We start from the raw sequence: 18,953 nt of genomic DNA on the forward strand, positions 1-18,953 counted from the left end.
AAATACGCATTCTGTCGTATGATTTTTCAGACAAATTTGCAACGAAATCCTATCAATAGACGCAACTGGCCGAAAAATGGATAGAAATAGCTGCAACCAGAATCCTTTCTCTGTCGAGAGACGCATCAAAGCTACGCATCGGAGCCTTTCGGGGGTCTATGCATTTCGCGGTGTAGGGGTAGCTTTCGAGTCGTCTCTAGAGCGTGATTTTCTTCACCGGATGGATTTCAGCCGAGATGTGGTAACTGTTGGCTCACAGCCCGTGAAGTTGGATTTCGTCGCACATAACGGCCGGTCGTACACCTACATCCCTGACTTTCTGGTGCACTTCAAAAGCCGCACCGGACGTCGACCGATGCTGGTGGAAGTCAAACCGGAAGAGGCGTGGCGTGAAAAATGGCGAGAGTGGTTGCCCAAATGGAAGGCGGCCTGGAGATATGCCGCAGAGCGGGAATGGAGTTTTCACATCTATGACGAATCCAGGATCAAGGGACCGGCACTCAAGAACATTCAGTACATCGAACGGTTTAAGCGTGGAGACTATTCGGAAGAGGATATGGACGCCGTTGTCCGCACGGTGTTATTCATGGGGAGTGCCCCCATTCACTATCTGCTGGCGCTCCACTTCACCGGCTCCGAAACCTTAGGCTGGTCCGTACTTTTTCATATGATTGCTACACGACAGCTCGACTGCGACATATCGAGGCATTTCGATGAGTACCTCGAAGTGACGGTGACTGCATGAGCGATGCACAAGAAGGAAAGTCTTCTGGCAAAAAAATCGATCGCTCGCTCGTCTCTATCATTGCGGACCAGTTGGTCTGCTACCAAAAGGAAATCTACCGGATCAAACAGGTCCTGGATTTCCATGCGGTTCTCGGGATCAATGTGGAAAGTGGTCGGGCAAAGGTCTTGCGAATCGCCGAGCTTAAACCTGTGCTCGCCGAAAAAATCACGGGCCCATACATTAACCATGATCTCGCAGAAATTAGCACCGAAGAGTGGGCCACGGCCCAGAAGCGCTTCTCAATAATTGAGCCTCTTTTGACGCTTGATGGAAAGCAAAAAGGGGTGGTCGCAAAGAGAGCCAAAGAGGCGGGTGTTGATACCGTTACCGTTTACCGATGGTTGAATAGATACAAGGATCATGGGGAGGTCACGGCGCTCATTCCGTTTAAGCGTGGTTGGGTAAAAGGCCGTCAGAGAACGTCTGACGAGATAGAAGAGCTCATCGCTTCGGTCATCAAATCTCACTATCTTACCGACCAGCGCCACTCCGTCGCCTCGACTATCGAGGAAGTGAATAAGCAATGCAGGGCACGGAAGATCACGCGCCCAAACGGCGCGACGGTGCGCGCGCGCATCAAAAAAATCCCGGATCGATTGAGGTTGATCGCTCGGGGTTACAAAGAGCTTGCAGGCAATAAACACGATGCTAGGCCAGGGGAGCTTGTCGGCGAATATCCGTTACACATCGTGCAGATCGATCACACGCCCGCTGACATTATCCTTGTTGACGATGTTCATCGACTCCCTATGGGACGTCCTTGGTTAACGTTGGCAATCTGCATTCATTCGCGAATGGTGACAGGCTATTTTCTTTCGATGAATGCCCCGTCCGCAGTGTCGGTAGCGATGTGCTTGGTACATTCCATTCTGCCCAAAGAAAGCTGGTTAGCCTTGCATGGTGTCGAAGCTGAGTGGCCGGTGTGGGGCAAGCCAATAACTCTGCACAGCGATAACGGAGCAGATTTCAAGGCTTACAGTCTGATCCAGTCGTGCGTGAACCACGATATCAAACGTGAATTTCGCCCGAGGAAAACTCCGCATTGGGGCGCTCACATTGAGCGTTGGATGGGCACGTTTGCTGAGCAAAATAAAAAAGAAAAGGGTGCCACCTTTAGCAACCCGCTGGAGCGTAAAGAATATAACTCCGAGAAGAAGTCGATTTACACTTTTCAAGAATATGAAGAACGATTGGTCAGAAATATTATTTCGTACAACAACGATTTTCATTCCGAAATCGGTATGGCACCCATTAGAAAATGGAACATCGCTTTCTTTGGCAATCACGGGCAACCCGCGATTGTGCCATTGCCTCCAAGGGTGGCCGATCCATGGGCCTTTCAGCTGGACTTCCTGCCCGCATCGCGCCGGACCATTAACCCCTACGGGGTAGAGATGGATGCCATGTACTTTGCCGAGGCATTGCGTCCTTGGATAGGCGCCAAAGATCAGAAGACTGGGAAAGCACGCAAGTTCATATTTCGCCGTGACCCTCGAGATATCAACCGTATCTGGTTCTACGATCCTGCGGTCAAAGAGTACTTTGAGATCCCCATCACTCGCGCTCACTACGGTGGAACTACTGTTGCGGAATACGTCGCTGCGAAAAAGAAAGCAGTGGAAGAGGGCAGAGGCGCTATCGATCACGAGCTGATTGATCGGTTACTGGACCAGAACAGGGAACAGGAGGTGGAGGCGGCTGCTCGTACGAAAAAAGCGCGGCAAAGTGTTCAGAAGCGTAAAAACAATGCGAAGCAGACGACGCCGGCGTCACCTCAACCCCGGGTCGAGCCGACAGCGACATTACCTACGCTCCCAACTTCACCTGGCCTTTTGTCAATCGACGACGTAGACACTTTCGGAGACGTCTGGTGACTGAGTATCAGCATATACATCCCCAGTTTCGTCCCGTCATGGATAAGACGGACCTCGAGCGTATTCAGTTTATGGACGAGGCGCGCTGGATCGATTATCGCGCTGGAAGCAAACTCCTGGACATTCTTGATGGGCTCCTACGAAAGCCTGAGCGTCCGCGCATGCCAAATCTGCTAGTCGTCGGCGCGTCCAACAGCGGTAAGACGACAGTGATATCTCGTTTCAGAGAGTCTTCCGGAAAACCCTTTCTTAGTCACGATGCGGTCAGCGTACGGCCGGTGATCTATGCCGAGATTCATAAGCCGGACGAAAGAGAGCTTTACAACGCCATCTTAGATTGCTTTTGGGCGCCTCATAACCCCGCCGCTCCACTCGCCAAACTTCGTCATCAAGCCATGCATCTGATCCGCGAGGCACAAACGCGGATGTTGATCATTGATGAGATCCATACGATCAATAATGGATCGCCTTCGAAAAAAATGGACCTTATGAATGAGCTTAAGATGCTCGCGAATACGCTACGAATTCCACTGGTCCTTGTGGGTACTCGAACGGCGCTGCAACTGCTCTCACTGGATCCTCAGTATGCGAGTCGTTTCGAAGTTGTCGCGCTCCCCAGCTGGACAGCCAACGGAGAATTTCAAGGCTTCCTGAAAAGCTTTGAGTCAGTGCTCCCTCTGAAAAAAGCATCGAAGTTGTATTCCGCGGAACTGACAACGCTCATTCATGCGATTTCCGAAGGCATCACGGGGAATATCGAGTACCTGCTCAGAGAATGCGCGAAAGAAGCTATTCAGTCGGGCACCGAGGTTATAGACCGGCGTCTCCTGGAGAAAAACCAATGGATGCGACCCACGAGTACCGATGGCACGCGCGTGCGTACCCTGTAACTGCCATGTGGCCCTTGGTCCCACCTCTTATGGAGGACGAGATCATTTCGTCTTGGTTGGTGAGATGCGCATTGGCGCAAGGGTGTGACCCACTGACCCTTACTGGATCCCTTTGGCCCGAAATGAGGTATTGGTGCACCGATCCAGACAGGGGAGCAAAGGGCGATCAACTCGTCAAACTTGCTGAAGCTTCAGGCATATCAGCAACAATACTCGAAGGTTCAACGCTCACGCCGGTGCAGCGCGCATTGACCGGGGCTGCGGAATTCCCCAAAGGAGTGACGCCGTGGATACTTTGTTTGGGTATGCAAAACCGGAGACGATGTGGCGGACTTCAGTACTGCCCGCAATGCTTTCTGGAAGGAGCGGCGCATTACCGAATTCAGGACAGATTGAGCTGGCACACAGTCTGCTCCGTCCACCAGGTAACGCTTTTGGACAGGTGTGAGTGTTGCGATGCTCCGCTGTGTCCTCAGATGCTAGAGCCGCCAGAGACGGGTTTGACTCGCTGCCATCGTTGTCGGTTCGAGCTCACGCTGGCCTCCACCACTGCGGCAGACATGAAAGCATTGCGCTTCCAACAAGCTGCCGATGAGCTGCTGTGCGGGAATCCCCAAATGTATGGGGAGGAGCCACTGCTAATTTCGGACTGGTTTTATCTGAGCAAGTGGATGGTTGGGGTGCTTCGATCAGCTGAGAGAGCCCGTAGCCTTTGCACTAAAGGATTTTTCGCTGACTTCGGCATCAACTTCGACGTTTTGATTGCGCCCGCGACAGGGTTGCCCTTCGAATACCTGAAGCCTGAGGACCGGGCACGTTTGCTCGCTAACGTCTGGCTGATTCTCCAGGCGGGGCCAGAGCGATTCGTTCAGGGGGCTGCTCGCGAGTGCATTGCTCCCTCGCTATTTCCGCGACTACCAGAGAATGCACCAGCTTGCCTTACTACATTGATTTCTGAGCTTCGTGCTCTGCACAAGAGAGCAGCCACCAGTAAGAAAATAGAAGCGCCACGATCTCAGAAAAGCGTGCTGATGAGGTGGCAAAGATTACTTAGGAAGATTCAACGATGACTGCTATCGACCAGCTAGGGCAAACCTGCGATGGATGCGACAGGCTTATGGATAAGGCCAAAAGGGTTCACGGTGGCCGTCGATTTTGCGCGATTTGTTATCCTCGTCTGTTCAAGCGGGCGCTGTGCTCGGGTTGCGGTAGTTTTGCCCGGCTGCCAAAGTTTCAGCCAAGTGCTAAATGCCGAACCTGTGAGTTGCGAGCTCCTTGCGTCCGTTGCCAGAGAACAGGCCGTAACGTGGGTTTGATGACTCCCTACGGACCTGCGTGCGATAGCTGTGCCCCACACTTTCGACCACCGGAGCCGTGTGACATTTGTGGTGAACTCTCACCGCGGTTATCACGGGTGCTAAAGGTTGATCCGGACGCAAGATGTTGTCCCAAATGTGCGAGAGCAACCGCATCCACCTGCCCAAGCTGCAGGCGCCACAGATTTCTGAGGCTCGGCCCCGATGGGCAAATGCAATGCAAATTGTGCGTGGAAAAGAAAGAAACCGCATGCGGGGTTTGCAGCCAGATGATGCCCGCTGGGCGAGGTAGACAGTGCGAATCTTGTTCGTGGGAAAAAAGCTTCAAACGGCGAGTTTCCTTAAATGTGGAATCGTTCGAACACTCACACACCCGTCAGCTTTTCAGTGAGTTCTGCCAATGGCTCCAAGCGCATATGGGAGCGCACAAGGCCGCTCTGAGATTGAAGCGATACCTGCCGTTTTTTACCTACGTGGAGTCCGTCCCAATCGGGATACCTTCTTATATTTCACTGCTTGAGCACTTCAATGCTGATGGTATTCGCAGAATGCAGGTGCCAATGCTATGGCTCAAGGAAGGGTATGGCGTCGAAGCGGACAGCGCCATGCGTGAAGAACACTCCGAAAAGCGCAGGATTAATGAGCTAATTTTATCGGTACCCAAGGGCGTCGCTGCGTCGGCGTTGATCGGCTACCGAGCTTACCTTTCGTCAAAACTCGCGGCAGGAAGCACGACACTTCGGTCGGTGCGACTGTCGTTGGGGGCCGCTAAAGGCTTGCTTGCTACTGCATCTTCGTCGCTTGATAAGCTGCCCACGCAGAAGACGCTCACGACTTATCTGACGCAAACGCCCGGACAAAAGGCGGGTGCGCAAGGTTTCATCAGCTACTTAAACCGCGCCCATGATTCGAATCTGCAGATGGCTGTAAATGACCGGTCCGTATCTAGAGCCAGGAAGGTCAAGCTGGAGAAAGAACTGGACGCTATGATTTTACAACCCGATGAAGGTGATGCATTCGTGCGGACCTGGATCAAAACCGCCCTGATGTTTTTCCATGATGTGGCGCGGGTGAACAAAAAAGCTTTGGTCTTTGACTCACTTGTGCTGCAAGGCAGAGACGGTTTCAACGTCAGGCTACAGACGGGCGATTATTGGGTACCTGCTCCCACGGCGAGTTTGCGTGTGTAGGTTGGGCCGTTAAAATTAATGGACTTCGTCCGTACGGTTTTATTGATCCTAAACCCAGGTGCCAATTGCTCTGGACTGTCAGAAGCACAGCCGATTTCTCGCGAGCCGTACAGATCCACCTGTTGAAATTACTTAATCCTTACATCCTGATAGAACCGAGATTATGAGTACAGACTTTACAGAGGAAGAAATGCGTCGGGCACTGTTTGGCTCCTCGCCAGCAACATCTCCTTCGCCGGGTAACGATGTCGCTCGTTCACCAGATGCGGTTCAGCCAGCAAAGAAGCTACCTGCGTTGAAGTCTCGTCAGTCCAACAAGCCGCTCTCGCCCAAGCTTAGGGTAACGCTGCGCGTGACCAAAGAATTTGAAGGCGCGGTCGAAGTCTTCGTCTACGACGCCAATACGTTGAGTACGTTTGCGGCAGAGCAGGAAGCCAAGAGCGCGGCTAAAAAGAAAAAATTCAAATACTTTGAAGTCGTCTCAATAAAGCCGATCTCTTGAGCGCTACTGCAGTTTGTTCGATTAGCTGATTGCACCAGACGCTTGCGACGGGCCCGTAGTCGAGGGCTTGGGTTCTCTTTCAATTTGAACCAAGAACCGCTTGAAAGCGGTACGTAAGGTTGTGCCCGCAGCAAACGTGTCCTTGCCCCAAAAATGTTTGAATACGCAGTAGCTGTGTCCATGCGGCATTTTGAGTTTCGAGAATCTTCCTCGGGTGAGTCGAATCTTGTCACACACCACATCGATTACGCGCATTGCCTCAGAAGGGTCATCGATTTGCATGAGGAGTCCCGATATCTGTTCTTCTGCAACCGAGGCTTTCTTTCGGATTTTCTTACGCTGAATTTCAAATAGATAAAAGCTGCGTGCATCAATGACAATTCTCAGTACGAGAATTCCCCGCATCCGGTTTGCGTTCGTCGGGTACGCTAACCATCGCCGGGTTTTGTCCGAGTTGGATTCATCGGTGCTGAGCGTTTCAAGTTCTTCAGCGCTGAAAGATGCAAGGGGCAATAGCTTGAACTGATCGTGAGTGTTAAACCCCGCTTTCTCGTGATACCAAGCGAGGTCAGAAATGCCCTTGTATGCAGCCGCCACCCGCTTCAACTCCTCCCAGACGTCGTTCAGGATGCCGCCATTTCCCACGTACCGTTTCGCGTTGAAGGTGATCTTGGCAACATCCTTCCCGCTGCCTTGAGGGTCACCTGTGGAGTACACGCCTGCTGAATTCGGCAGAGTAGGCACAGTCCTTCTTTCCGAAAAGGAGCGCTCCTTGGGCGAATGTTTGAAAGGGCAATGCTCGCCGATTATTCGAAAACCCGGGTCAGGTTTATTCCACGTTGCTGCGTTGAGATCTGGCTCTTGCAAGTCGGTGACCTCAAAAGGATCCAGTTCTCTCGGAAATTCTATCGCTGGCTTGGTGGGCATGATGTCCACTTCACCGGCCTCGGGGTCTTCTCGCGTGTATTTAGGGCGGCTTATCTCGTAAGGGTTTTCCTGTGGCTGGCTCATCCCCGTAACTTCTAGGCATAGAAATGTAGTGCCGCGATTGATCCACCGCCCCCTTACGGCGATCTTCGCCGGCCCCTGAAACCAAGGCATTGCTTCAACACACACCGCTTCGTGTCCGAGCGCCCGCGCATTGTCGAGTTGGCTGTATATGCTTTTCGCGACAGTTGCGGCATAGGGGTCGTAAAGGATCGACGCCAGAAACAATGCGTCGTCGTCGTGGACTTTCCGGGAAGGACTCACCACCCAGGCGTTCGCATCCCGCTGAGTATCGGCAAAGAGGAGAGTTAACACATCAGGCCAAGGATACGTTGCCAATATCCTGGGCATTTCCGAGGTTCTGCCGTAACACCTGACCAGAAATTCAGTGCACGAAATCAGCAGATTCTTGTCACCCGGTAGCGGAAAACTGAGTACTTGCGTCGCGACGTTTTCTACCTGTGTGTCACCAAACAAATCGTTCCTTTCGATGACCTGTGGAAAGTCGTGGCTCGCGGTGGGCACACCATGCACAGCCATGTAAGACCACGATCCCCAAGTGAAATCCACCGCGAATTCCATTTCCTTACCAAAATAAGCTTCATGGATGCACGTGCCGTCTGACCAGATGGTACCTATGCGAAAGGTGCCCAGACGGCTGATACCGATTTTCTGCACCGTGAACCCGGCGGGAACGTCATTGTTGTCCAGGTACCGGAAAACGACATCAACGTACGGAACGGACTGGGCATCGTTATTTTTTCTTTGGTACAGATACCACCAGACTACGACGGTACCCTTTATATGCTTGATGGCGGCGGCATCGTTCGTTTCACAAAGATGGTCACGAAGCGGCAGGCGTATTAAACGATTATTCAATCAAAAAGCTCCGCGCAGAGATTGCCCGCAATCTTGAGCTTCGTCTGCTCCGGTCGCAATTGATGCACACCATTTTTTTGCCGTTTTGGCAGACTTTTCTGAGCGTTCATTTAACGGTTACTGAGCAATGCCAATTCTAGTGGTGAACAGAACGCAACCATTCTTGGCGCCAGGTCTGTCGAGTAAAAACCTGCCGACTGCGGGATCGCTGAAATCACCGCCGGCGGCTGTGTGAGCTGCCACGATTTAGTCAGGCATAAAGGTCAGCGTGCATATTCCACGGCCATCCGGCCACTGATTCCATGAGCATCCGGCCACCTATTCCACGCTGATCCGGCCACCCGTTCCACGCACATCCGGCCACCCAAAAGGCAGGCAGCAACGCAGGATTAATTCACTACCATCGACCTCTTTTATCGAAGCAGAGAGGTCGTCGTGGAGCGGTTATCCATGCGTAAGATTCGAGAAGTGCTACGTCTCAAATTCGAGGTTGGCCTATCTGCCCGCCAAGTCGCTTTCAGCCTGCAAGTAGGTCGAGCCAGTGTCGGTGAGTACCTCAATCGCTTTGCTGCCAGCGGCCTCACCTGGCCCTCGGCGCTGACGGACGCCGAGTTGCAACGGCATCTTTTTCCGCCACCGCCCGCTGTCCCCAGCGATCAACGCCCGATGCCCGACTGGGCTCATGTCCATGCCGAGTTACGCCGCCCCGGCGTAACGCTGGCTTTGCTCTGGCAGGAGTACCGGCTGGCTCACCCGCAAGGCTTCCAATACAGCTGGTTCTGCGAGCACTACCGCCTCTGGGCGGCCAAGATCGACGTGGTCATGCGCCAGGAGCATCGCGCAGGTGAAAAACTGTTCGTCGATTACGCAGGCCAAACCGTGCCGATCATCGACCAACTGACTGGCGAAATCCGCCAGGCGCAGATTTTCGTCGCCGTGCTCGGGGCGTCCAGATACACCTTTGCCGAGGCCACCTGGTCGCAGCAATTGCCCGACTGGCTGGGCTCTCATGCGCGATGCTTCGCTTTTTTGGGTGGGACATCGCAGATACTGGTGCCAGACAATCTGCGCAGCGGCGTCACCAAAGCACATCGCTACGAGCCGGACATCAACCCCAGCTATCGTGATCTGGCCGAACATTACGGGATCGCCGTGCTGCCTGCCCGGGCCCGAAAACCCAAGGACAAAGCCAAGGTCGAAGTGGGTGTGCAGGTTGTCGAGCGCTGGATTTTGGCGGCCCTGCGCAACCGCCAGTTTTTCTCCTTGGGCGAACTCAACACGGCCATCGGCGTACTGCTCGAACGCCTCAATCAAAAGCCCTTCAAAAAGCTGCCTGGCTCACGCCGGTCAGCCTTCGAGAGCATCGACCAGCCAGCGCTACAGCCGCTGCCAGAGCACCCATACGTCTACGCCGAATGGAAAAAAGTGCGAGTGCACATCGACTACCACGTCGAAGTCGACGGCCACTACTACTCGGTGCCCTATCAACTGGTGAAGCATCAACTCGAAGTGCGCCTGACCGCGCAGACGGTCGAGTGCTTCCACGCCAATCAACGCGTGGCCAGCCATCGGCGCTCGCCGCACAAAGGTCGCCACACCACCCAGACCGAGCACATGCCCAAGAGCCACCGCGAGCATGCCGAGTGGACGCCGCAGCGGTTGATCAGTTGGGCAGAGCAAACAGGGCCGAACACCGCTGGCGTCATCGCCTACATCCTCGAACGCCGAATCCATCCGCAACATGGCTTCCGCGCCTGTCTGGGCATCCTGAGGCTGGGCAAGCATCACGGTGAAGAGCGGCTGGAAGCCGCCTGCCAGCGTGCGCTGGCGCTTGGGGCGTGCAGTTACAAAAGCCTCGAATCGATCCTGCGCCAAGGGCTGGAAACGTTACCTCTGGCCCAGCAAAACCTGCCGCTGTTGCCTGACGAACACATCAACCTGCGCGGCCCCGGCTACTACCACTGACCTGAAAAAGGAGCTTTGAAATGCTACCCAACCCAACGCTGGACAAGCTACAAACCCTGCGCCTGCACGGCATGATCAAAGCGCTTGGCGAACAACACGCTACGCCCGACATCAACGACCTCGGCTTCGATGAACGTCTGGGCCTGATGGTCGACCGCGAGCTGACCGAGCGTGAAGATGCACGCCTGACGACTCGCTTGAAAGCAGCCCGGCTGCGTCACAACGCCTGCCTGGAAGACATCGACTACCGCAGCCCACGCGGCCTGGACAAATCCCTGATCCTGCAACTGGGCAGCGGCCAATGGCTGCGCGACGGCCTGAATCTGATCATCGGCGGCCCAACAGGCGTCGGTAAAACCTGGCTCGCCTGCGCGCTGGCCCATAAGGCCTGCCGCGACGGCTACAGCGTGCGTTACCTGCGGTTACCGCGCCTGATGGAAGAACTGGGCCTGGCCCACGGCGACGGGCGCTTCGCCAAACTGATGGCCGGTTATGCCAAGACTGACCTGCTGATCCTGGACGACTGGGGCCTGGCGCCGTTTACCGCACCGCAACGACGCGACATGTTAGAGCTGTTAGACGACCGCTACGGCAACCGCTCGACGCTAGTAACCAGCCAGATGCCAGTGGATAAATGGCATGCGCTGATCGGCGATCCGACCTTGGGTGATGCGATCCTCGACCGGCTGGTGCACAACGCTTACCGCATCGAACTCAAGGGTGAATCGATGCGCAGGCGCGCAACGAAATTGACGACAACAGGGACTTCAGACTAACAATGCAAACCTGCGTCGCTGCGCTCCGACTGCCTGGCCGGATGAGCGTGGAACAGGTGGCCGGATGTTGGTGGGCTGGGTGGCCGGATGGCGTGGAATGCGCAGTCAGCGCGCATTTGCTCTGACAGCTTTTTATAGCTGTCCGGTGATTTCCGGGAGCGGCAACAGTGTGAATTATCAATCTGGTTTTCCGGATCTTCAAACGATCCAGGCGCAGCGTCCAAATATCAGTAATGAGCAATATGCTGCTATCAAGCCAGGCATGACCTATCAACAGGTTTTGGACATCGTGAAGATTCCAGGGCGGGAGACTGCCAACAGTGGAAGCGTCGTGATCTACACGTGGGGAAATGAGCTTTACGTCTACATGATGTTCACGATGGTAGACGGAAAATTGCAATCAAAAGGTCGCTAACATAAGTGCCTCTGTGCCCTGGGTTTTAGCAGCGCCCGGTCATCACCTTTGAAGGCCATCCCTGAGCGCGAGAGGGTAGTGCTTGACGTAGCTTAAAATCGCATTGGCCAACTGTAGTTAAGCGTGCTCTTTTAGCTTTGCTGCAATTAAGGCCTGCACTTGGTCTGGCGAATTCTGATACAAGCCCCTTTTTCGCTGAGGGATCGCCATCTCCCACCCGTATCTCGATTGAGGTCTCGGACATAGCTGGACAGTGCCTGCAGCGCGCTCGATTGCTCCGCTGCCTGAGTTCTGCCGAATGCAATGCTCATGGCTTTATCGACATCGCATCGTGCACGCACTTTGGCGGAAACTTGGGCAAAACATTCGCTTTGTAGGATCAGCATGATTGCCTCCTCGAGGCAAATTAGGCGGACCCAAATACTATTGGCGGCCACCTCGTCATCGAACTTGGATAGCGCCAGAAAGGCTCTTTTGTCGCCACTCAACATGGTGTCTTGAGCGTTCTGGTATAGAGCGGCGAACAACACTGCTTCGCCGGAATCGATGTCTGGGCGCTCGAAGTTGAGGGCGTGGTTCGACTGCTCGACCTTTACGTCAACGATGCTTGCATGACGCATCAGCTCTACGGCCAATGCCACTGATTCCTCCGAGCCGAGCTTCTTTAGAGCGGCTTGTTGATTGTTTAGGCGCAGTTGGAAGGTCAGCTGGGGCAATACCGCAATATCCGAGAGCGCACAGTTCAACGCTCGAACCAGCTCATGGATGAGTTGGTATTGGCACAGCTTACGGGCAGCATCGCTATCGAGGAGATACAAAGCGCTTTACTCACCGAATCCTTGAATCGACAAAAGGTATTTCTGATTTTCTAAGCTTAGGGCGTCAAGCGATACACCGTCCTGAAAATACCGTCCTACCACATTAATTGCGCTCGGCTGGGATGGGCTGTATTCCAGTGCCTGATTCGCGCGTGCCCAATCATTGTGGTCCTTGGCATACGAGAGTATTAGGTGGCCAGGGTCGATTCCCAGCTCCTGTCCGAGGACTGCTGCTTTTGCTGCGAGGGCCGTCGCGGAGCCAACGCGACCCATTGACGATAATGGGTCTTGGTGCCCGTTTCGGATCAGTGCTAAAGCGAAAGCGTCCGCCTCGCGTTCCTCGGTATCTTTACGTTGGTTGTTGGTTTCGATGAGCGTATCGGTGACCTCAACGATATCCTCGTCGATCAATATGCCGTCTTTGCCTAAGTGACCGCACAGAATGTGGCCCAGCTCGTGCGCAAGTACGAACAGCTGCCTTGGATGCTGGGTGCTGCTGAAGCCCAGGACGATTGCAGGGCGCCCATCAACACTCAGGGCCATACCAGTCATTCGCTTGCTGGCTCTTGGCAAGTCCTTTAGGTAGAGCACCGGAATCCCGTGGGACCAGCAGAGCTTAAGCAGGCCTTCGAAGTCGACATGGTTGTTGCCATTGATCGACAGAATTTCTTCGCGCAACAGCGTCGGATTGCACGTCGGCGGCGTATACGTCGTCTTGGAGCAGAACAAGGCCAGCTTTGTCATAGCTACGCCAAGGCCGGCGGCAACGCAGAGCTCAGACTCTTTCGTGCCTGAGCGCCGTTTGAACCGAGCGCCGCGCGGGTCAGACTGGATCAGTAACTGACCCTCAAGTCCAAAGCTAGCTTCAAGGCCGAGGCGCTGTTTGAGAATCAGGGCGAATTGAAGTGCGCCTGCGCTGGTTTTGAACAGACTATTGTCCCACCAGTCGGGCAGAAGCTTCTCTATATATGAGCGTGGGTATCCCGCTGCTTTGAGGCTACTGAAAGCAGACTTGATTGTTACTGGTATCGAAGCATCATCCATGGGGTCCCTCCTGCTACCGCTACTGCTGCACTTATCATTTTTACAGGCACGCCTTTCGATGAGCAAATAGCAATTCAGCCAGCCGTTTTGCATGCTGTTCTGAACCGTCCCAAACCGTCCCCAAGGCCTCCATCAAGATGGGGGAGGTGCGAGGGTCTAATTGTTCCGTGAAAATGGATATATTTGCATAATTGCATAAATCTTTAAGAGTGCGGCTTACGCGCTTTGGTCGGTCATAAAGGTTGCGATAGACCTGCGACTGAGCAATGCCGGTAAGCCTAGCTATGTTACTGCTAGTTGCATTTCCGCCTCGCTCGAAAAACTGGCGAAGCTCATGCTGAAGCTGGATGGGAGTCTTTATGCAATTCATACTTAAATATTAGCATATTTGCATAGCTCGTGAAGTGGCGTATCATTGAGGCGTCTACAGCCCAATGGGTTAGACTATCCTGCTGTCCAGCAGTATTTTTCCAATCAGGACAACGATAATGCGTGAGGCAGAGATCAAACGAGCATTGGCGCACCACTTGGACTGTGTTCGCGGCAGTATGTCGAATATGCTCCTTGAGGAGTTGCAGCTCAGCGGTGGAGAGATCCGAGCAGACGTCGTTGATGCTTACGACATGCATTGCTACGAGATCAAGAGCGAGGGTGATTCGCTCAAGCGGTTGCTCGGACAGGGCTCCCGATATGCCCGCGTGTTTGATCACGTCACCCTCGTGACAACCGAGCGTCATCTCAAGAAAGCGATACCAATGCTACCCGCGTGGTGGGGTATCTTGCTGGTTCCTGAGCATGAGCACGCTGCGTTCAAGCAGGTGCGCGTCGCCAAACCAAACAAGGGGCAGGAGCCGGAGGTTTTGGCGACCCTGCTCAAACGTGAGGAATGCCTTTCGATCCTTGAGAACCGCGGAGCAGTTCGAGGATTGCGAGGCAAAAGTCTATATATGCTTCAAGAGCGAGTAGCCGAATTGCTCACACTCGATGAGCTTCGGGAGACTGTTCGCAGTTACCTGTTGAGGCGAGGTGAGGCTCCTGCAGTAGAAGTGCCTCACGATCTGTTTAGTATTGCTCTTTGACGACGTAGGCGATGTGGTGAATCCAAGCCTCAGTAAGATGGGATGAAGCCCCTCCCTTCTTCTCCCGGTCGGGCACCTCGGAATCCGCCCGTGTAGCCATCACCCGATCACCCAAGGAAAACTTCGAACCCATAAAGTCTTTGGCGTACCGGGTGACCAAAATTACGGAGAGGTCAATCGAGTCCTGCTTTTTCTTGCCGGTGGCTTTCAGAATGAGCCAATCTTTTTCGCGCGTGTAACGCAGCGCCACCTTCTTGGCAATTTTCTTCAGGATCTCTTCCGTCCATTTCGGCGACAGGATCCCGTAGTCGGAATACCCCAAGAGCAAGTCAGAAGCGATTGTGTTCAGTTCCTTCCAAAGGCGCCAATCGTGTCGGTCATACTCGGCCATCGATGACACATCGGAAAGGCTCTCCGGATACGCTCCAGAGGTCAGATGGACTGTGTAAAACCCGCACCCCTTCATATCTCTAAGCACCGCGGCGAAGGACCTTAAGTCCTGAGCAGCCCATTCACTCGGGCATTCGCCCATGTCGACCATCAGGCGTGGCGAGACCTTGAGCTGACATAGAATTCTGCAAGCATCTTGAACTTGTTTGAAGTGGTCTTGGGAGAGGGAAAGGCTCTCGATTCTCAGGCGCACAACGACAGAATCGAAGGTAGAAAGCAGTTGCTGCATTTTGTCGCTGAGTTCTACCGCATCTCGAGAGTCGAGAACCGGGATAATTGGGTAGTTCTTGGCACCGGCGACCGAGAGAAAGGACTCAAACACCTCCATTCGGCGCCCACCCAGCCGGCCGGATGGGTCGGCATAGTCCACCAGGACCGTACCTTTCCAATAGTGAAACACCTCAGACATTAGCAACTGATGGTGGGTGACGCCTCGCACCTCAATGCAAGGCCAGACTTGATCGACGAGCTCCTCATCAATTGCTTCCAGTGCTTTTTGCTCAGCTTTTTGCCACTTGATCACAGGAATATATGGTGGGTAGCTGGGGTGCAGAGATGGCATTTCCTCTCCTTAGGCGCTTGCGATTCTATTTTGCCATCATCGTACGTCTTATTAATAAAGTCGAGCGGGCATAACAGTAATTGTGACAATTAGGAAGCGCGGTCAGGGTCCGTCACGGAGGGAACTTTGCCGATACATAGGGTTGGAAGAAAACCGGCTAAGCAACCAAGAATTGCGCGTAAATTCGTGAATGCCCCCATCGACCGAAATGTGGTGTTTAGGGATGCGTGGGATACCTCGAGCTTTAGGTTTTGAGAAAGTGAGCCCGTGATCATTGGTATCGCGGCGTAAATCAGACCATCGCGAATGGGCTAAGCATCAGATTGCGAGGAGATGAGTCAAATTTTGTGTGCTATTCATCGGCGTTCAGACAGGCGCTTTACGGACAGCTATGCTGACTGGTGTGATTGATTATTCGACCGATTTTTGAAATGGTCGGAGGGGCGAATGAATCTGGCGGGCCTAGTCGAACTGCTTTTCGGTGGTGAAAAATTACTTGGATGTGAGCTAGCTCATTCAGACGCCGTGGCTCTGGCCGGATTTTACTTCCCAGGACGCGCCTATTGTCTAGTCGCCGATTGAACAGTGGTTGATATAGCGGTCACTCCCCGTCAGTTAAAGGCCGTTGTTGGAAGAGGCTGAACGAGCCCCATGAAAGACAGGACACCGTTTCCCCCTTACGATAAGGGATAGGCAAACGGTTATGTTTATGACTAACAGCAACGATAAGAGTGGGGAGCTTTTGGGCCAGGAGCGGCGTCGCCTGGAGCCCAGAGCAAAAACTGGCCATGGTTCGCGAGAGTCTTGAGCCCGGGCAAAGCGTTTCGGTGGTGGCTCGGCGTAACGGCATCAATGCCAACCAGCTGTTCCTGTGGCGCAAGCTTTACCAAGACGGAAGCCTGTCGGCGGTCAGTGCTGGCGAAGCCGTGGTGCCTGCCTCCGAGCTGAGCGATGCGCTCATGCAAATCCGTGAACTGCAACGGATGCTGGGCAAAAAAACGATGGAAGCAGAAATCCTTAAAGAGGCCGTGGAGATCGCCCGGTCGCGAAAATGGATTGCGCACTCACCCTTGTTGCCGGGGGACGACCAGTGAAGCTGGTCAGCGAATGTCTCGGTGTGGCGCGCTCGCAATTAACGGTTCGAATCAAGCAATCGGTATCGCCCAAAATACGGCGAAGCAGGCCCGAGGACGATGCTGCGCTGGTGGTCGAAATCCAGCACCAGGTCAGCGAGCTGCCCAGCTATGGCTACCGTCGTGTCTAGGGATTATTACGCCGCGCCCGTGAAACCCAGTTGCTACCCGCGATCAACGTGAAGCGGGTTTACCGGGTCATGCGTGATCACAACTTGCTGCTTGAGCGCCGGATCAAACAGCCCGGTGTGCCGCGTCGGCACGAAGGTCGTATTGCGGTGGAAACCAGCGATACGCGTTGGTGCTCGGACGGCTTTGAGTTCCGCTGCGAGGACGGCGCGAAACTGAGCGTGACCTTCGCCCTGGACTGCTGTGATCGCGAAGCCATCGGCTGGGTCGCCAGCCCGACCGGGTACAGTGGCGATGATATCCGCGACTTGATGCTGGAAAGCGTGGAGAAGCGCTTTGGCGACCAACTGCCTACCACACCGGTGCAATGGCTAAGCGACAACGGCTCGGCGTACACCGCCGAACAGACACGCCTGTTTGCTCGACAGATCGGCTTGCAGCCGGTGACCACACCTGTGCGCAGCCCGCAGAGTAACGGCATGGCCGAGAGCTTCGTGAAGACGATCAAGCGAGACTACGTGGCACACATGCCCAAGCCAGATCGAGAAACGGCGCTGCACAACCTGGCCATTGCCTTCGAGCATCACAACGAGCAGCATCCGCACAGCGCCTTGAACTATCGTTCGCCGAGGGAGTTCAGGCGCTTGGCCGCAGCATCAATTTAACAGGGAGTTGGTGTCCGGTTTTGTAGGGGCAAGTCCGGAGGCGTCACTCCTACTTTAATCAACGCTTTATGTGTTATCCACGATTGCAAAGGACGTTTCCCTCGCGGTAATTAGGTAAGAACCTCATGGATGTTTCCTTCATCCACCATGATTGCCTGTTCGAGACTAAAAACACCGTTTATGTGTTGATGGGACCTGGTCGAATGGTACGAACAGACCTGGGCGTCGCGCAGAGCCTGTAATGAAGATTCACTCGTGCGCAATGTTGCAGTCATCGACGTTAAGAATTTTAGGTTTCGTCCGTCTCAGCCATACCTATATTTTTTCCTGTGCTTACCAATACATGGGGCCACGTTTCATTGGTCGTCCCCTCGAACCAGGCTCTATAGGGTCTTTTTACATCTGAGGAACCTACCAGTGTGTTGCTTTCATTCAAACGAATGGTTCATACCCACAGAGGCCTTGGCGATGGCAGTTTTTCTAAGGTAAAGCGCAAATTCTAGCGGAGTGGCGACACATAACCTGCTCTCCGAGCGTACCCGGAGTATCGTCCAAGCAGACGAGTTCTTGCGTGAACTGTGAGCTGTCCAGAGATCAGACCCTTCCGGAAGCTGCTCGTCCGCAGGTAAAACGCCTCCTGCGACATTAGCCAGAACCATGGGTGACATTCGGGATCGGTTCCTTCGAAAAGTTGCTTCAAACGAAAGATCCAAGCGATCTAACGTCCTCACAGCAACCTCAATCAGGTATCACTGTCGAAGTTTATGTCCCAGACCCTGCCAGACAATAATCGATTTCGATATTGCTTCCCCCCGGCGGAGGAGCAACTCCATCCAAGTGTGCAGTGCATCGATGATCGGCGCTGCTTTTTCCTGTCTTATCCGTTGCCGGACACCATCGCCTCAAGCGGCGGTGTCAGGAAGGTGTATTGCCCGGACGGTTAGAGCGCCAGTTAAAGCTGGCGGAGGATAGTCGATGAAAGTTCGATACTGGTAAGAAATGGCGAATCAACCAGACCCCGAGTCATGCATGTTGCACCGTGAGGTGCAGGGTGAAGCGTTGACAGGGGAAACCGATGGGCCAGCCATTGAGCCGCGTAATCAGGGTTGCCGGCTGCCTACTGGTTGATGCGATGCAAAAGAATCTGATCGTAAGCCAACAGGAAAGATTATTCGGGTCAACTGGATAAAAAATCTAAGTCGACCCGAGTTATTTCATATCGTCAGCTAATGCAGAAATTCCCATGCCTCAAGTCACTAGTGGCACTGGAAAGTGCCCACGAACGGCGACATCCGCTCATCGCACCATATAGCTCAACCCATGCCTCCCGTGCTGAATTTCACCAAGCTAAGCAACCCAGCACCGAGGCTTAAGGCTTAAACAACTAGCCCCTACTCAATCCAGTCAAACGCGATGACAACGCTTGCATGGCGCGGCTGACCTGATCGAGCGCCTGGGCGTCACGGGCGTTCTCCTCACTGATGCTGTTGAT

Annotated in this window: 16 protein-coding genes and 1 pseudogene; 12 read left to right on the plus strand and 5 right to left on the minus strand. The window is 53.9% G+C overall.

Annotated elements, in window-relative coordinates; genetic code table 11:
• Positions 1-220 precede the first annotated feature (220 nt).
• The 6 genes from FQ192_RS16440 (at position 221) to FQ192_RS16465 (ending at position 6,559) form a co-directional block, all read left to right on the plus strand.
• Positions 221-745: a TnsA endonuclease N-terminal domain-containing protein gene (locus tag FQ192_RS16440; RefSeq protein WP_306108892.1), complete on the plus strand. Its 525-nt coding sequence runs from the start codon at positions 221-223 to the stop codon at positions 743-745.
• Positions 742-2,661 carry a Mu transposase C-terminal domain-containing protein gene (locus tag FQ192_RS16445; protein ID WP_149659513.1) on the plus strand — a complete coding sequence of 640 codons (1,920 nt, stop codon included), beginning with the start codon at positions 742-744 and terminating at the stop codon, positions 2,659-2,661. Before FQ192_RS16440 ends, FQ192_RS16445 begins: the two co-directional genes overlap by 4 nt.
• A complete protein-coding gene (locus tag FQ192_RS16450; protein WP_149659514.1) occupies positions 2,658-3,551 on the plus strand; it encodes a TniB family NTP-binding protein in 894 nt (297 codons plus the stop codon). The genes FQ192_RS16445 and FQ192_RS16450 overlap by 4 nt, the downstream gene beginning before the upstream one ends.
• 5 nt (positions 3,552-3,556) lie before the next feature.
• Positions 3,557-4,621: a TniQ family protein gene (locus FQ192_RS35045; protein WP_372242348.1), complete on the plus strand. Its 1,065-nt coding sequence runs from the start codon at positions 3,557-3,559 to the stop codon at positions 4,619-4,621.
• A 476-nt stretch (positions 4,622-5,097) separates the two neighbouring features.
• Entirely contained in the window at positions 5,098-6,057 is a 960-nt protein-coding gene (locus FQ192_RS16460) for a hypothetical protein (protein WP_256672292.1), read from the plus strand.
• A 163-nt stretch (positions 6,058-6,220) separates the two neighbouring features.
• Positions 6,221-6,559: a hypothetical protein gene (locus FQ192_RS16465; protein ID WP_149659516.1), complete on the plus strand. Its 339-nt coding sequence runs from the start codon at positions 6,221-6,223 to the stop codon at positions 6,557-6,559.
• Between the two features lie 21 nt (positions 6,560-6,580).
• Here the strand turns inward: FQ192_RS16465 and FQ192_RS16470 are convergent, their stop codons facing one another.
• Positions 6,581-8,425, minus strand: a complete 1,845-nt coding sequence (locus FQ192_RS16470) for a hypothetical protein (RefSeq protein ID WP_149659517.1) — start codon at positions 8,423-8,425, stop codon at positions 6,581-6,583.
• Between the two features lie 450 nt (positions 8,426-8,875).
• Between FQ192_RS16470 and istA the strand changes: the two genes are divergently transcribed.
• The 3 genes from istA (at position 8,876) to FQ192_RS16490 (ending at position 11,581) form a co-directional block, all read left to right on the plus strand.
• Positions 8,876-10,390 carry an IS21 family transposase gene (gene istA, locus FQ192_RS16475; RefSeq protein WP_149659518.1) on the plus strand — a complete coding sequence of 505 codons (1,515 nt, stop codon included), beginning with the start codon at positions 8,876-8,878 and terminating at the stop codon, positions 10,388-10,390.
• 20 nt (positions 10,391-10,410) lie between these two features.
• A complete protein-coding gene (gene istB, locus FQ192_RS16480) occupies positions 10,411-11,166 on the plus strand; it encodes an IS21-like element ISPre4 family helper ATPase IstB (RefSeq protein WP_149659519.1) in 756 nt (251 codons plus the stop codon).
• A 64-nt stretch (positions 11,167-11,230) separates the two neighbouring features.
• A complete protein-coding gene (locus FQ192_RS16490; RefSeq protein ID WP_149659520.1) occupies positions 11,231-11,581 on the plus strand; it encodes a hypothetical protein in 351 nt (116 codons plus the stop codon).
• Positions 11,582-11,727: 146 nt separating this feature from the next.
• Here FQ192_RS16490 and FQ192_RS16495 read toward each other — a convergent pair whose 3' ends face one another.
• From FQ192_RS16495 to FQ192_RS35050, 3 genes are read right to left on the minus strand one after another with little or no spacing between them, the layout of a single operon-like run.
• Positions 11,728-12,399, minus strand: coding sequence for a hypothetical protein (locus FQ192_RS16495; RefSeq protein WP_149659521.1), 672 nt, complete (start codon positions 12,397-12,399; stop codon positions 11,728-11,730).
• 6 nt (positions 12,400-12,405) lie between these two features.
• Positions 12,406-13,443, minus strand: coding sequence for an ImmA/IrrE family metallo-endopeptidase (locus FQ192_RS16500; RefSeq protein WP_178129134.1), 1,038 nt, complete (start codon positions 13,441-13,443; stop codon positions 12,406-12,408).
• Between the two features lie 40 nt (positions 13,444-13,483).
• Positions 13,484-13,813: a helix-turn-helix domain-containing protein gene (locus FQ192_RS35050; protein ID WP_372242346.1), complete on the minus strand. Its 330-nt coding sequence runs from the start codon at positions 13,811-13,813 to the stop codon at positions 13,484-13,486.
• A gap of 118 nt (positions 13,814-13,931) precedes the next feature.
• Between FQ192_RS35050 and FQ192_RS16505 the strand changes: the two genes are divergently transcribed.
• The gene (locus tag FQ192_RS16505) at positions 13,932-14,522 is read left to right on the plus strand and encodes a sce7726 family protein (RefSeq protein ID WP_149659523.1); all 591 of its coding nucleotides are present in this window, start codon (positions 13,932-13,934) and stop codon (positions 14,520-14,522) included.
• Here FQ192_RS16505 and FQ192_RS16510 read toward each other — a convergent pair.
• Complete coding sequence (locus FQ192_RS16510) at positions 14,506-15,534, minus strand: hypothetical protein (protein WP_149659524.1); 1,029 nt, start codon at positions 15,532-15,534, stop codon at positions 14,506-14,508. The two genes, FQ192_RS16505 and FQ192_RS16510, sit on opposite strands and share 17 nt — an antisense overlap.
• Before the next feature lie 709 nt (positions 15,535-16,243).
• Between FQ192_RS16510 and FQ192_RS16515 the strand changes: the two are divergent.
• Positions 16,244-17,461 (plus strand): annotated as a pseudogene (locus FQ192_RS16515) (IS3 family transposase).
• A gap of 125 nt (positions 17,462-17,586) precedes the next feature.
• Positions 17,587-17,703 (plus strand): hypothetical protein, encoded by a 117-nt coding sequence (locus FQ192_RS35055; protein WP_372242347.1) that lies wholly within the window; start codon positions 17,587-17,589, stop codon positions 17,701-17,703.
• Positions 17,704-18,953 lie beyond the last annotated feature (1,250 nt).

The sequence above is a fragment of the Pseudomonas sp. ANT_J12 genome (assembly GCF_008370045.1).
Classification (GTDB): Bacteria; Pseudomonadota; Gammaproteobacteria; order Pseudomonadales; family Pseudomonadaceae; genus Aquipseudomonas.